This is a genomic window from Shewanella carassii (genome assembly GCF_002777975.1).
Taxonomy (GTDB): domain Bacteria; phylum Pseudomonadota; class Gammaproteobacteria; order Enterobacterales; family Shewanellaceae; genus Shewanella; species Shewanella carassii.
The window spans coordinates 150,620-165,028 of record NZ_NGVS01000006.1 but is presented as its reverse complement, the minus strand read 5'-3'; the positions used below and the strand labels follow the sequence as shown (position 1 = coordinate 165,028).

At 53.2% G+C, this 14,409-nt stretch carries 10 protein-coding genes; 5 read left to right on the top strand and 5 right to left on the bottom strand.

Features of this window, described 5'->3' with window-relative positions:
- Positions 1 to 11: 11 nt before the first annotated feature.
- From sdhA to sdhC, 3 genes are read right to left on the bottom strand one after another with little or no spacing between them, the layout of a single operon-like run.
- A complete protein-coding gene (gene sdhA, locus CBE72_RS03760; RefSeq protein ID WP_100142381.1) occupies positions 12 to 1,778 on the bottom strand; it encodes a succinate dehydrogenase flavoprotein subunit in 1,767 nt (588 codons plus the stop codon).
- Complete coding sequence (sdhD, locus tag CBE72_RS03755) at positions 1,779 to 2,126, bottom strand: succinate dehydrogenase, hydrophobic membrane anchor protein (RefSeq protein WP_100142380.1); 348 nt, start codon at positions 2,124 to 2,126, stop codon at positions 1,779 to 1,781.
- Positions 2,120 to 2,515 (bottom strand): succinate dehydrogenase cytochrome b556 subunit, encoded by a 396-nt coding sequence (gene sdhC, locus CBE72_RS03750; protein WP_100142379.1) that lies wholly within the window; start codon positions 2,513 to 2,515, stop codon positions 2,120 to 2,122. The genes sdhD and sdhC overlap by 7 nt, the downstream gene beginning before the upstream one ends.
- 412 nt (positions 2,516 to 2,927) lie before the next feature.
- Between sdhC and CBE72_RS03745 the strand changes: the two genes are divergently transcribed.
- The 5 genes from CBE72_RS03745 (at position 2,928) to CBE72_RS03725 (ending at position 13,185) form a co-directional block, all read left to right on the top strand.
- On the top strand, positions 2,928 to 4,214 hold the full coding sequence (locus CBE72_RS03745) for a citrate synthase (RefSeq protein ID WP_100142378.1): 1,287 nt from the start codon (positions 2,928 to 2,930) through the stop codon (positions 4,212 to 4,214).
- Positions 4,215 to 4,742: 528 nt separating this feature from the next.
- Positions 4,743 to 5,849, top strand: a complete 1,107-nt coding sequence (locus CBE72_RS03740) for an efflux RND transporter periplasmic adaptor subunit (protein ID WP_373289218.1) — start codon at positions 4,743 to 4,745, stop codon at positions 5,847 to 5,849.
- Between the two features lie 21 nt (positions 5,850 to 5,870).
- A complete protein-coding gene (locus CBE72_RS03735; protein ID WP_100142377.1) occupies positions 5,871 to 9,119 on the top strand; it encodes an efflux RND transporter permease subunit in 3,249 nt (1,082 codons plus the stop codon).
- A complete protein-coding gene (locus CBE72_RS03730) occupies positions 9,116 to 12,187 on the top strand; it encodes an efflux RND transporter permease subunit (protein ID WP_100142376.1) in 3,072 nt (1,023 codons plus the stop codon). The genes CBE72_RS03735 and CBE72_RS03730 overlap by 4 nt, the downstream gene beginning before the upstream one ends.
- 113 nt (positions 12,188 to 12,300) lie before the next feature.
- A complete protein-coding gene (locus CBE72_RS03725; RefSeq protein WP_100142375.1) occupies positions 12,301 to 13,185 on the top strand; it encodes an MBL fold metallo-hydrolase in 885 nt (294 codons plus the stop codon).
- A gap of 40 nt (positions 13,186 to 13,225) precedes the next feature.
- Here the strand turns inward: CBE72_RS03725 and CBE72_RS03720 are convergent, their stop codons facing one another.
- Entirely contained in the window at positions 13,226 to 13,951 is a 726-nt protein-coding gene (locus CBE72_RS03720; protein WP_100142374.1) for a BUD32 family EKC/KEOPS complex subunit, read from the bottom strand.
- A gap of 278 nt (positions 13,952 to 14,229) precedes the next feature.
- Complete coding sequence (locus tag CBE72_RS03715) at positions 14,230 to 14,409, bottom strand: Trm112 family protein (protein ID WP_025011023.1); 180 nt, start codon at positions 14,407 to 14,409, stop codon at positions 14,230 to 14,232.

Genomic DNA, 14,409 nt, shown 5'->3' with positions numbered 1-14,409 from the left:
TTCACAACTCCTTAGTAGGTACGCTTCTTCGGCGGAAAGGCTTCACGTGTCTTGGGCGCCATGTTCACTTCACGGGTGGACATGGTTTCGCTGACAGGGTCAAACAGGCTGTGACACAGCCAGTTGGCGTCATCACGCTCAGGGAAGTCTTCACGGCTGTGAGCACCACGGCTCTCGGTACGGAAGTTGGCTGCGTAAGCAGATGCGATAGCTGTTGCCATCAGGTTATCCAGTTCCAAACACTCGATACGCTGAGTGTTGAACTCTCTGGAGTTGTCAGATAGCTTGGCATTGGCCAGACGCTCACGAATTTTCTGCAGTTCTTTCAGGCCTTCGGCCATGGCGTCACCACTGCGGAATACCGAAAAGTTCAGTTGCATGCACATCTGCAGATCTTTACGGATAACCGCTGGATCTTCACCGTCTTTATTGCTTTCCCAACGATTCAGACGCTCAAGAGACTTCTGAATGTCGGCTTCAGTCGCAGCTTTGGGATCTGCGGTTTCATCCAGCGCTTTACCCAGATGTTGACCGGCTGCACGACCGAACACCACCAAGTCGAGCAGTGAGTTACCACCCAGACGGTTGGCACCGTGAACAGATACGCAGGCGATTTCGCCCACGGCGAACAGGCCCTTGATATCTTCTTCAGTCCCATCGGCGTTCTTGTGGATCACCTGACCGGACACCTTGGTTGGCAAACCACCCATCATATAGTGACAGGTTGGGATAACCGGAATTGGGCCATCGGCAGGATCTATGTGAGCAAAGGTACGGGATAGTTCACATACACCAGGTAGACGCGCTTCCAGAGTTTCTTTGCCCAGATGGTCCAGCTTCAGCTTCAGGTGTGGGCCCATAGGACCTTCACAACCGCGGCCTTCACGAATCTCTGTCATCATGGAGCGAGCAACCACGTCGCGGGATGCCAGGTCTTTGGCGTTGGGCGCATAGCGCTCCATAAAGCGTTCACCGTCTTTATTGAGCAGGTAACCGCCCTCACCACGACAACCTTCAGTTACCAGAACACCGGCACCGGCAATCCCGGTTGGGTGGAACTGCCACATTTCCATGTCCTGCAGCTGAACCCCTGCACGGGCAGCCATACCAACACCATCACCTGTGTTGATGTGGGCATTGGTGGTAGAAGCAAAGATGCGACCGGCACCGCCGGTAGCCAATACAGTGGCCTTGGCTTTGAAGTAAACAATTTCGCCGGTTTCAATTTCGATTGCAGTACAACCTACGATGGCACCGTCTTCGTTTTTAACCAGATCCAGGGCATACCACTCGGAGAATACCTGAGTCTTGTTCTTAACGTTCTGCTGGTACAAGCAGTGCAGCAGCGCGTGGCCGGTACGGTCAGCCGCAGCCGCGGTACGAGCGGCCTGCTCACCACCGAAATTCTTGGATTGACCGCCGAATGGACGCTGATAAATAGTGCCGTTTTCGAAGCGTGAGAATGGCAGTCCCATCTGCTCCAACTCGATAACCGCTTCAGGGCCGGTCTGACACATGTACTCGATGGCATCCTGGTCGCCGATAAAGTCGGAACCTTTTACCGTGTCGTACATATGGTGTTCCCAGTTGTCCTCGTGGGCATTACCCAGAGCAACTGTGATCCCACCCTGGGCCGAAACCGTGTGAGAACGTGTAGGAAAAACCTTGGACAAGAGCGCACAGCTCTTGCCTTCTTGAGAAATCTGCAGTGCTGCGCGCATGCCGGCACCACCGGCACCAATCACGACAGCATCAAACTCGCGTACTGGAATAGCCACTTAAACACCCCACACTATTACTATGCCTACCGCCAGATAAACAAAGGCAGTCACGACAAAGACAAACTGTAAAACCCCACGCAGTGCTACGTTTTTGACGTAGTCTGTCAGTACCTGCCAAGTACCGATCCAGGCATGGATCAGCAACGCAATCAGCGCCAGCAGGGTAAAGACTTTCATCGGCAGGGAAGCAAACAACCCATGCCAGACGTCGTAGGTGAGAGGTGAACTGCAAGCGGCAAATCCGACCAGGAATATAGTGTAAACGGCCAGAATGACGGCGCTTGCGCGTAATAGGATGAAATCATGAACACCACTGCGTCCAAAACTCGCTGCATTGGTTACCATACCCAGATCCCCGCTAATACAGAAAACACTGCGGTCAGGACAAATACCGCCTTGGCCGATGCATTACCCGATGCTAACTCCTCCCAGCGACCGGTATCCATTACCAGGTGACGCAAGCCGCCCAGCAGGTGGTAAACCAGTGCGGTCAGAATACCCCAAAGGATAAACTTCATCACTAAGTTATCTAACAAGGATTGTACGCCTTGGAAACTCTCGGCCGACGCCAGCGAGGCGTTCAATAACCAGAGGAGTATCCCAACAGCGAACAGCATGATGACACCGGACACCCGGTGCAGAATGGACACAATTGCAGTCGCCGGGAAGCGAATGGTCTGCAGATCTAAATGGACAGGTCTTTGCTTTTTCACGTTCTGCTCACTCAGCTCCATTGAGCATTTTTTTGTTATGTGAACCGATATTGCTCTTACACAGTTTTGTGACAAGCATCACGGTGAAGGGTTTCACAAAAGAAAGTTAAAACAAAAAGCCAACTTGTTGACAACACACAGAATTAGTTAATTAGTGATATGCTAACCAAGCCCGCTATTTAGCTGCTCTCGCGAGCCGCAGCAAGTATACTCTTCGAAAATGTCAAATACAAACATCACATTATCTAGATTTAGTTTTTGGGTGCATTTTCCCTGATAAGTCCCAGTGTTATCAGGGAAATTGGTCTTACCTATACCATGGTCTAACGAATTTAAACGCTTATTTAAATTGAAATGTGATCTAGATTGGCTGTAAAGTAATGGCGATTTGACATTCCGCACTCACATAAGAATGAAGTAAGGAGAACGGGGTATGGCTGATTTGAAAGCCACTTTGGAATTACCAGGGAACGACTCGATTGAACTGCCAGTGAAACAAGGAACTGCAGGTTTCGACGTAATCGACATCAGTAAGCTCGGCAGTAAAGGCTACTTTACCTTTGATCCAGGATTTCTCGCGACAGCCTCCTGTGAATCAGCAATTACCTATATCGATGGCGCACAGGGCGTATTGTTGCACCGTGGCTATCCGATAGATCAACTGGCAACAGAATCCAATTATTTGGATCTCTGTTACCTGCTGTTGTACGGCGAACTGCCCACCAAGGCAGAGTATGAGAAATTCGCCTACACGGTTAAAACTCACACTATGGTGCATGAGCAGTTGGCCTTCTTCTTCAGAGGCTTCCGTCGTGACGCTCATCCAATGGCCATGCTCTGTGGCGTAACAGGAGCCCTGTCCTCTTTCTATCAGGACTCTCTGGATGTCAACGATGCCCGTCATCGTGAAATCGCCGCCTTCCGGCTGGTTTCCAAGATGCCGACCATTGCTGCCATGTGCTACAAATACTCTACCGGTCAGCCGTTCGTATACCCACGCAACGACCTGAGCTACGCCGGTAACTTCCTGTCGATGATGTTCGCGGTACCTTGTGAAGAATACAAGGTGAACCCAATCGTTGAACGTGCCATTGATCGCATCTTTATCCTGCATGCCGATCACGAACAGAACGCTTCAACCTCTACCGTGCGTCTGGCAGGTTCTTCGGGTGCCAACCCATTTGCCTGTATCGCCGCCGGTATCGCCTCGCTGTGGGGACCTGCCCATGGTGGTGCCAACGAAGCTTGTCTGCGTATGCTGGAAGAAATCGGCACTGTGGATCGTATTCCTGAGTTTATCGAACGCGCCAAAGACAAGGATGATCCTTTCCGACTGATGGGCTTCGGTCACCGGGTTTACAAGAACTTCGATCCGCGCGCCAAAGTGATGCGTGAAACCTGTCACGAAGTATTGGCTGAACTCAAGGTTAACGACCCTCTGATGGATGTCGCCATGGAACTTGAGCGGATCGCGCTGGAAGATGAATACTTCATCTCCAAGAAGCTCTATCCAAACGTCGACTTCTACTCGGGTATCATCATGAAGGCGATTGGTATTCCAACCTCCATGTTTACCGTTATCTTTGCCCTGGCCCGCACCGTTGGCTGGATTGCTCACTGGAAAGAGATGCTGGATCAGCCTGGTCACAAGATCAGCCGTCCACGTCAGCTCTACACAGGTGCCACATCCCGCGACTTCGTGGAACTGGACAAACGCTGAGTCTGACAACGTGTAAGTCTCACTCATTGAAAAAGGCGCCTTGGCGCCTTTTTTGTGTTCAAGCATGTAGTGTGATCAAGGGTAAACTCGCCCGGCTGCGCTTTCGATAACAGGATGCTAACTTTGTTCTGCAAAATGGCCCTCGCCTAACCCACTATCTCTTAAGCTCACTTGCTGTTGTCTCACCTCTCAAAAGCCGGTTCACCCGGTAAAGCCGCATCCTGTACAACTCTTAATGCCACTAATCTTAATGCCACCACCCCTTAGTGGGCGCTTCATGTTAGCAAGCCTCAATAGCGCAGCCTTTAGCGAATGAGTGCCCCCCTCGCTTGCCGTGAACTGTATTACACCGTCAGCGCAGTGCGGTCACTTCCCTGGCCTCAGCTCAGCCGCTTGCGCAGACGCTATACTGAGCAGCATTGGCAAAAATCATCACAAAATAAACTTTTTTGCTACATCGGCATCAAACACCTCAATGCAGCAGACACTAAAACATCATTAACCTTTGTTTTAAAAGGAAATTAAAAATTGGCACCGGTTTTGCTTTATCGCAACAAAGATGAAGATAAGGACTTTCACATGAAGCGTAACCTCACCTACACCCTGAGCACTGTTTTACTGCTTGGGTCTCTGGCCGGCGGCTGCAGCGAACAACAGCAGGAAGAACAACAACAAGCCTTTGCCATTCCGGTCGAGACCAGCATAGTCACTCAAGGCCAGGTTTCCTCCTTCTACGCCACCACAGCCACACTGGAAGCGCCACAAGAAGCCCATGTGGTCAGCCGGATTGCCGGGCTGATAGAAACTCTGCAAGTCGAGGAAGGTGACAGAGTCAACAAGGGGCAGTTGCTGGCGGTGATAGACTCCCGTCGTCAACGCTATGAGCTGGATAAGGCCGAAGCCGAGGTGCAAATCATCGAGCAGGAGCTCAACCGGCTGAAGAAAATGAATAACCGAGAGTTTGTCAGTGCCGATGCCATGGCCAAACTGGAATTCAACCTGCAAGCCGCCAAGGCGCGTCGGGACTTGGCCAAACTGCAGGTGGAAGAAAGCCAAATCCGCTCTCCCATAGATGGCGTGGTCGCCAAACGTTTTGTCAAACAAGGCAATATGGCCAAGGAGTTTGAAGAGCTGTTCTACCTGGTCAATCAGGATGAGCTCTACGGCATAGTCAATCTGCCGGAGCAGCAACTGAGCAGTTTGCGCATAGGCCAGGAAGCCGAAGTTATCAGTTCCCGCCAGCAGCAAGTAGCGGCCAAGGTACTCAGAATAAGCCCTGTGGTGGAAGCCACCAGCGGTACTTTCAAGGTAACCCTTTCGATCCCCAATCAGGATGCCAGTCTCAAGGCCGGGATGTTTACCCGGGTCGAACTCAGATACGACACCCACGATAATGTGATAGTGGTGCCCTATAACGCCGTCATCAATCAGGATGATCGCAAGGCGCTCTATGTTATCGAAGAGGGCAAGGCGCAGCGCCGCGAGGTCAAACTGGGTTACCGCCAGGATGATAAAGTGGAAATCACCGAGGGCATAAGTCCGGGTGAGCAGGTGGTGGTTCGCGGTCAACACAATCTCAAGGATCAATCATTGGTGGAAGTGATAGCTCCGCTGGATCTGGCCAAGGCCAACTAACTGTCACAAGGACCACCTCTTATGTCTATTATTACCACTTCGGTCAAGCGTCCGGTGACCGTCTGGATGTTTATGCTGGCCGTTATCCTGTTCGGCATGGTGGGTTTCTCCCGTCTGGCGGTAAAGCTGTTGCCCGACTTGAGCTACCCCACACTCACCATACGTACCCTCTACGAGGGCGCGGCACCCGTGGAGGTAGAGCAGCTTATCTCCAAACCTATCGAGGAAGCGGTCGGTATTGTTAAAGGGCTGAGGCAGATAAGTTCGATTTCCCGTTCCGGTATGTCCGATGTGGTGCTCGAATTTGAATGGGGCACAGAGATGGATATGGCCAGTCTCGATGTGCGGGAAAAACTCGACACCATAGAGCTGCCGCTGGATGTGAAAAAGCCTTTGTTGCTGCGCTTTAATCCCAATCTCGATCCCATCATGCGCCTGGCACTGCCGGCCCCCAAGGCCACAGAAGCCGAGCTCAAGCGCCTGCGGACTTATGCCGAAGAGGAGCTTAAGCGGGATCTCGAGTCGCTTTCCGGAGTCGCTGCCGTGCGCCTTTCCGGCGGGCTGGAGCAGGAAGTGCATATTCTGCTCAATCAACAGAAACTGGCGCAGCTGGATCTCAGCAGTGAAGCCATTCGCAATCGCATCAGTGAAGAAAACGTCAACCTTTCTGCCGGTAAGGTGATCCAGGGCGACCGCGAATATCTGGTGCGCACCGTTAACCAGTTCCACTCCCTCGATGAGCTGGCCAATGTGATTGTCTATCAAAAGGGCAATACCCTGGTACGTCTTGGCGAAATAGCCGAAGTGAAGGATGCCTTTAAAGAGCGCAGCGATATCACCCGCATCGGCGGCAAGGAGTCCATTGAGCTCGCCATCTATAAGGAGGGCGATGCCAACACGGTAGCCGTAGCCAATAAGCTTAAGAGCCAGTTACAACAGATGCGCTCTGAGGCCAAAGACAGCGCCACGCCAGTGCCTGAAATAATTTACGATCAGTCGGAGTTTATCGAAAGCGCCGTTAGCGAAGTGACCTCATCAGCCCTTATCGGCAGTCTGCTGGCAATGCTGGTGATCTACCTGTTCCTTCGAGACATCATCCCTACCCTGATCATCTCCATCTCTATCCCCTTCTCTGTGATAGCCACCTTTAACATGATGTATTTTGCCGATATCAGTCTTAACATCATGTCGCTCGGCGGTATCGCGCTGGCGGTGGGGCTGTTGGTGGATAACGCCATCGTGGTGCTGGAAAACATCGACAGGTGCAAGGCTCAGGGGATGGATCGCCGTCAGGCCGCCATCACAGGAACCAAAGAGGTGGCCGGGGCGATTTTTGCCTCTACCCTAACCACGCTGGCGGTATTTGTGCCCTTGGTATTTGTCGACGGCATTGCCGGGGCCCTGTTTGCCGATCAGGCCCTGACCGTTACTTTCGCCCTGCTGGCCTCTTTGCTGGTTGCCCTCACCTCGATTCCTATGCTGGCTTCCCGCGAAGGCTTCACTATGTTGCCGGAACTGGTCAAGCGTGACAAACCGCAGCCTCCGGCGGGTAAGCTTGGCAAACTCAAGCATTACAGCGCCACTGTGTTTACTTTCCCTTTCCTGTTGCTGCTCAGCTATCTGCCAAGATTGCTGCTAACGCTGGTGTTAATCGTCACCCGGCTACTGGTGTGGCTGGTATCCCTGGTGATGAAGCCACTGTCCAGACTGTTTAACCTTTGCTACGGCTGGCTGGCCGATGGCTATCGGCCGCTGCTGAACCTGGCGCTCAAGTTCCGAGGCATCACTCTGGCGCTGGCCATTGCGGTCACCGCCATCTCTGGCGTCTTGATGAGCCGCCTGGGAATGGAGCTGATCCCACCAATGAATCAGGGCGAATTCTATGTGGAAATCCTGCTGCCTCCCGGCAGTGAGGTGAGCCAAACCGATGCCGTATTGCAGCGTCTGGCACTGGCTATCAAGGACAGAGAGGACGTGAAACACGCCTACAGCCAGGCCGGCAGCGGTGGTCTCATGACTTCGGATACCCGGCGCGGCGGCGAAAACTGGGGGCGGCTGCAGGTGGTGCTGGCCGATCACCGCGCGTTTGACCAAGTTGCCGCCAAGCTGCGCAGCACGTTGCGCACTATTCCCGAGCTGGAAGCGCAGATCCAATATCCCGAGCTGTTCAGCTTCAAGACTCCGCTGGAAATAGAGTTGTCCGGCTATGAACTGGAACAGTTGAAAACCTCGGCCGCTTCACTGGTTAAGGCGCTGGAGGGCGATCCCCGCTTTGTCGATGTCAGCAGCAGCCTGCGTGACGGTCAGCCGGAGCTGAGTATCCGTTTTGATCACGCCAGAATGGCGGCCCTTGGCCTGGATGCGCCAACCGTGGCCACCAGCATAGCCCAGCGGGTTGGCGGTACCGTAGCCAGCAAATACACCCTAAGGGAGCGCAAGATAGATATTCTAGTGCGCAGCGAGTTGGATGAACGCAATCAGATAAGCGATATCAATGCCATGCTGATCAACCCATCCAGCCCGCAGCCCATCCCCTTGAGCGCCGTGGCCGATGTCTCGCTGACTCTGGGACCTTCGGCAATCAATCGCATCAGCCAGCAGCGGGTAGCCATAGTGTCGGCCAATCTGGCCTATGGCGATCTCAATCAGGCTGTGGCCAGTGCCAAGCACATTCTCAGCCAACTGACACTACCCGCCTCGGTGCAGAGCCGATTCGGCGGTCAGAATGAAGAGATGGAGCATTCGTTCCAATCGCTGAAGATAGCGCTGATCTTGGCGGTATTCCTGGTTTATCTGGTGATGGCCAGTCAGTTTGAGTCATTGCTGCACCCCTTGCTTATCCTGATGGCTGTACCTATGGCACTGAGCGGCAGTATCTACGGCCTGGCGATAACCGGCACCCAGTTGTCTGTCATCGTCTTTATCGGCCTTATCATGCTGGCCGGGATAGTGGTCAATAACGCCATAGTACTGGTAGACAGGATCAATCAGCTCAGGCAAAGCGGCAAACAACGTCTCGACGCCATCAAGCAAGCGGCAGCATCGCGTTTAAGACCCATACTGATGACCACACTGACCACCAATCTGGGGCTGCTGCCCATGGCAATAGGCTTAGGGGACGGCAGTGAAGTACGCGCGCCGATGGCGATCACTGTGATTTTCGGCCTCAGCCTGTCGACTCTGCTGACTCTGGTGGTTATTCCTGTGCTCTATGCCCTGTTCGACCGCAAACAGTTCGCCGAGCCGGCCACCATGGGAGAAGGCGCATGAACCTGACCAAACTGGCGCTCAAGCGCCCGGTGACCACCAGCATGTTCTTTGTGGCCATTTTGCTCTTTGGTCTGGCCGCCAGCCGCTTGCTGCCGCTGGAGATGTTCCCCGGGATAGAGATCCCGCGGATCTTTATCCAGGTGCCTTACAAAGGCTCCTCTCCGGCGGAAGTGGAACGCGACATCACCAATGTACTGGAAGAGTCGCTCGCCACCATGGGTGGACTCGATGAGCTGCGCTCACGTTCCAGCCAGGATGGCAGCGAGATAGAAGTGAGAATTAAGTGGGGTGAAAACGTCGCCGCCCGCAGCCTGGAGGCGCGGGAAAAGGTGGATGCGGTGCGCCATCTGCTGCCAACCGATGTGGAGCGGGTGTTTATCATGCAGTTCTCCACCGCCGACATGCCTATGCTGAATATCAGGATCTCCAGTGAGCGGGAACTCTCCGGCGCCTTCGATCTGCTGGAGAAACAGCTCAAACGGCCACTGGAGAGGGTGGAAGGCGTTTCCAAGGTCACCCTCTATGGCGTGGAGCAAAAACAGATAGAGATACGTCTCGATGCCCAGCGCCTGGCCGCCAGTGGCATGAGTGTTCCCGCCATTCACAAGCGTCTGGCGGCAGAAAACTTTGTGATAAGCGGCGGCAACCTGAGGGACAACGGCCGGGTCTATCAGGTGTCTCCCAAGGGCGAGTTCCGTAATCTCGAAGAGATCAAGGCGCTGGTATTGCTGCCGGGTTTGACCCTGGGCGATATCAGCGAAGTCAATTTCGCCCTGCCTGAAGCCACCGAGGGCCGCCATCTGGATAAGAAATATGCCGTCGGCCTGGATGTGTTCAAGGAATCCGGCGCCAATCTGGTGGAGGTTTCGGCCAGGGTGCTTAAAGTGATTGAGGCCGCAAGAGAGGACAAGCAATTTCAGGGGATCAAGCTGTTTATCATGGAAGATCAAGCCCATGGAGTGAAATCGTCGCTCAAGGACTTGTTGATGTCCGGCCTGCTGGGCGCCCTGCTCTCCTTTGCCGTGCTGTACCTGTTCCTGCGCAACCTGCGCATGACCCTGGTGGTGGTTTCCTCCGTACCCATCTCCATCTGTATGACATTGGCCGGCATGTACTTTCTCGGCTACAGCCTCAATATCCTCTCTATGATGGGGCTGCTGCTGGCGATAGGTATGCTGATTGATAATGCCGTGGTGGTCACTGAGAGTGTGTTGCAGGAGCAGCAACATGGCGCTGCCGGTCACAATACAGATGACAGCCCCAACACCACCGGCGATCGGGCAATCCTCAACGGGGTCGACAAGGTAGCGCTGGCGGTGCTGGCCGGCACCCTGACCACGGCGATAGTGTTCCTGCCGAATATTTTCGGGGTCAAAGTGGAGCTGACTATCTTCCTCGAACATGTTGCCATCGCTATCTGCATTTCGCTGGCGGCCTCGCTGTTGGTGGCCAAGACACTAATCCCCTTGATGCTGTCAAAACTGCAACTCAGGTTTGAGCGGGTCGAGAAAGAATCGCGGCTGCAGAAGTCTTACCACACCAGTCTCAACTGGATACTGCAGCACCCGAAAACCGCTACTTGCCTGGCACTGCTGATGTTGCTGTCAACCGCCCTGCCGCTGTCGTTGGTGAAACAGGACAGCCAGGATAGCCAAAGCAAGGAACGCTTCTACATCAACTACCAGTTGCAAGGACGTCACAGCCTGGCGGTCACCGAGGCCATGGTCAGCCAGATGGAAGACTACCTCTATGCCCATAAGGAAGAGTTCCACATAGATGCCGTCTACAGCTATTACTCTCCCGAGGATGCCTCTTCCACCATACTGCTGAAGCCGGATCTGGAAGAAGATGTCGCCGAGCTGAAAAAGCGGATCCGCGAAGGATTTCCCAAGTTCTCCATTGCCAAGCCTCAGTTTGGCTGGGGCAGCGATGAGTCCGGCGTCAGAGTCACACTGACCGGGCGCTCCACCTCAGAGCTGATTCGCCTCAGTGAACAGGTGATCCCTTTGCTGTCCAACATAGAGGGCCTGCATGATGTGCGCTCTGAGCTCAACGGTGCCCAGCAGGAGGTGATAGTACAGATAGACAGAGAGCTGGCCGCCCGCCTGGGGCTGAGCATCAAGGATATTGCCGGCAGTATCTCCCTGGCACTGCGGGGCGCGGCACTGCGTTCATTTCGCCACGATCCCAGTGGTGAGCTCAGAATCGAACTGGCCTTTGAACGCGACTGGCGTCAGTCGCTGGAGCGGCTAAAACAACTACCCATAGTGCGGCAGGACAGCAAGGTCTATTCGCTGGAGAGTCTGGCCAAGGTGGAAATTGTCCCCAGATTCGATGTCATTCGTCACTATGATCGCCAGACGGCACTTTCCATAGGCGCTAACCTTGAAGATCTCAGCATGGAAGAGGCGCAGAAACAGATCATGGCGGCGCTCAAGCATGTCAACTTCCCCCATGGTTATGACTACTCACTCAGAGGCGGCTTTCAACGTCAGGACGAGGAAGAGTCTGTCATGCTGATCAACATGGTGTTGGCGATTGCCATGATCTATATAGTGATGGCGGCTTTGTTTGAGTCGCTGCTGCTGCCGAGCGCCATCATTACCAGCATACTCTTCTCCATCACAGGGGTATTCTGGGCCCTGTGGCTGAGCGGCACGCCTATGTCAGTGATGGCCATGATAGGCATACTGATCCTGATGGGGATAGTGGTCAACAACGGCATAGTGCTGGTGGATCAAATCAATCAGATGACGCCGCCACTGGAGCAGTTGTCTGAAGTCATCGCCTCTGTCTGTGTCACCCGCTTGCGGCCGGTATTGATGACGGTTGGGACCACAGTTCTGGGCCTGCTTCCGCTGGCGCTGGGAGACACTCAGATAGGTGGCGGTGGCCCGCCATACTCACCTATGGCGATTGCCATCATAGGTGGCTTGAGTTTCTCCACCCTGACCAGTCTCTATTTGGTGCCCCTGTGTTACCAGGCCTTCTTCCGCCTGCGTCATAATGCGGCCATCAGGCTCGGGCAATCGCTTAAACTCAGTCAGCGCCTGCTGCCCTGGACCTGAGCCCAAAAGCGCCGCTGAACAGATAAAAAAGCTGCCATTGCAGCTTTTTTATTGCCCGGACATCAATAGCGAACTAGCTTTATCCCAGCACTCAACTATTTGTTGGAGTTCCCATGCTAGGTTTGCTTAAACGCTTTACATCACTCGTGCTGTTTACACTTGTCAGCTTGGCCACCGCGGCGGAAAACAATTCCTATGCCAAGAATCCCTATGCCGAGGTCATGATAACCACTCATGAACTGCTGCCAGGTCGCTACATGTTGACCGGCGCCGGCGGCAACATAGGTGTCAGTGCCGGGGAGGATGGACTGCTTATCATAGATGACCAGTTTGCGCCGCTGGCAGAGAAGATTTCTGCGGCACTACAGGGTCTCAAGCCGGGCTATCCGGCTTTTGTCATCAATACCCATTTTCACAGCGATCATACCGGCGGCAATCTGTACTTTGGCCAAAACGCCAACATTCTTGCCCACGAGAATGTGCTCAAGCGCTTGAATGAGAAAGCAACCCATAAGAAGGCGCTACCTGTTATCACCTATGACAAGGGACTGAAAATTCACTTCAACAACCAGGTGTTGGAACTTATTCATCTGGGCCCAGGGCATACGGATGGTGACACCCTGGTGCTGTGGCAGGATCGCAAACTGGTGCATATGGGCGATCTCTTCTTTAAAGACAGGTTTCCTTTTATCGATCTCGACCACGGCGGCTCAGTCATCGGCTACAGAGACAATGTCGCGGCCGTGCTTGAACTCATAGATCAGGATACCTTGGTTATTCCAGGTCATGGGGAACTGGCTAATAAGGCCGATCTCCTGAGGTTCAAACATATGCTGGATGACTGCATCAATTGGATGAAAGAGGGCAAGCAGCGCGGCATGACTCTCGAGCAGATGCAGGCCAAGGAACTACCCCAAGCATGGCGGGAATGGGGCTGGCAATTCATCCCCAAGGAGCGCTGGGTCAAAACCCTGTATCTGGGATTAACCGACAAATGACGGTCCTCTCAGTTGTGGGCGTTTATTGACTCGGCAAGGCTCAGGCGGGAATATTGCGAAAATGCCACAACACCCAATAGATGGGCTTGAGATCACGGCCGCCTATATCGCGAAACGGCCTCAGTAGCAGATAGAGCCACTGCCAACTGACCAGGAAACTTCTGGCCTCACGCCAGATAGCTTCACCACCGGCTTGGCGATAACTGGTTATCGCTTGGGCAATCGCCTCGTTGGACGGCCCCATATAGCGGTATAAGCTGTGAATGTACACCAGCAGATCCCTTATCTGCTGCATCAGCATATCTTGACCCTTTTGAGTGGCTTCAAAATCGATAAAAGTCACCTGCCCTTGCTGCCAGCTGATATCCCTGAGCGCCGGACGACCGTGAGCCAGGCCCATACAGTGCAAACCTGCCAGAGCTGCGGCACTGTCATTGAGGATCTGTTGTATGCCCAGCTCGTCTTGTGACTTGATTACCAACCATTCTCTGACAGTTGCACCGGCATCTTCCACCACAAAGTAGCCCTTGTCGGCCTGAACGATACGCGGCACCGGGGCTGAGCAACTGGCCAGATGCTCCAGAGTCTGTTTCTCTTTTTCAAGCGCCAGTTGGGGATTGGGTTTCAACACCCGCATGGCTCCCTGCAGTGTCTCGGCTTGTTTAAGCCAGTATTTTTTACCCTCATATTCAAACGAGCAAATACGTTCCCCGGGATGAGCTTCCAGCACCCGCAGAACATATTGATTGAATTTAGGTTGCGCCATGGAAAGGACTCCATTCCAATAATTTGTAGCAGTTCACAGAAAATTCTTAATAGTATCTTAGGGAAAATGTCCCAAAGCAAACTCATTCAGGCTATCTACCTGCTATTTAACGATTTTTCAGTGACCAAATCTACAAGCAACCAATAGATCAAACAATTTCGCAGCAAAAGAAACATTTTACAAACAAAACAACTAGAACAAAGGAGGGATAAAACAAGGTAAATAAATGGAAAGGCTCCGGCCAATGATGGCTGACCGGAGTTTAGCTACTGGGGTAATTACTGTTTTTCTTGCCAAGGCTCGGCCTTGTCAGCCAGCAAAACAGGGATCCCGTCATTGATAGGATAAGCCAGCCTATCTGCCTTACAGATAAGTTGTTGTGCCTGCTTGTCATATTCCAGTCTGCCTTTACATATCGGGCAGGCTACGATTTCCAATAGTTTCTTATCAAACGCCAT

What these genes read in the sequence shown, in the direction of transcription:
- sdhD (WP_100142380.1), bottom strand. Translation starts at nt 2,126, where the DNA reads ATGGTAACCAATGCAGCGAGTTTTGGACGCAGTGGTGTTCATGATTTC.
- sdhC (WP_100142379.1), bottom strand. Translation starts at nt 2,515, where the DNA reads ATGGAGCTGAGTGAGCAGAACGTGAAAAAGCAAAGACCTGTCCATTTA.
- CBE72_RS03745 (WP_100142378.1), top strand. Translation starts at nt 2,928, where the DNA reads ATGGCTGATTTGAAAGCCACTTTGGAATTACCAGGGAACGACTCGATT.
- CBE72_RS03735 (WP_100142377.1), top strand. Translation starts at nt 5,871, where the DNA reads ATGTCTATTATTACCACTTCGGTCAAGCGTCCGGTGACCGTCTGGATG.
- CBE72_RS03730 (WP_100142376.1), top strand. Translation starts at nt 9,116, where the DNA reads ATGAACCTGACCAAACTGGCGCTCAAGCGCCCGGTGACCACCAGCATG.
- CBE72_RS03725 (WP_100142375.1), top strand. Translation starts at nt 12,301, where the DNA reads ATGCTAGGTTTGCTTAAACGCTTTACATCACTCGTGCTGTTTACACTT.
- CBE72_RS03720 (WP_100142374.1), bottom strand. Translation starts at nt 13,951, where the DNA reads ATGGCGCAACCTAAATTCAATCAATATGTTCTGCGGGTGCTGGAAGCT.
- CBE72_RS03715 (WP_025011023.1), bottom strand. Translation starts at nt 14,409, where the DNA reads ATGGCGTTTGATAAGAAACTATTGGAAATCGTAGCCTGCCCGATATGT.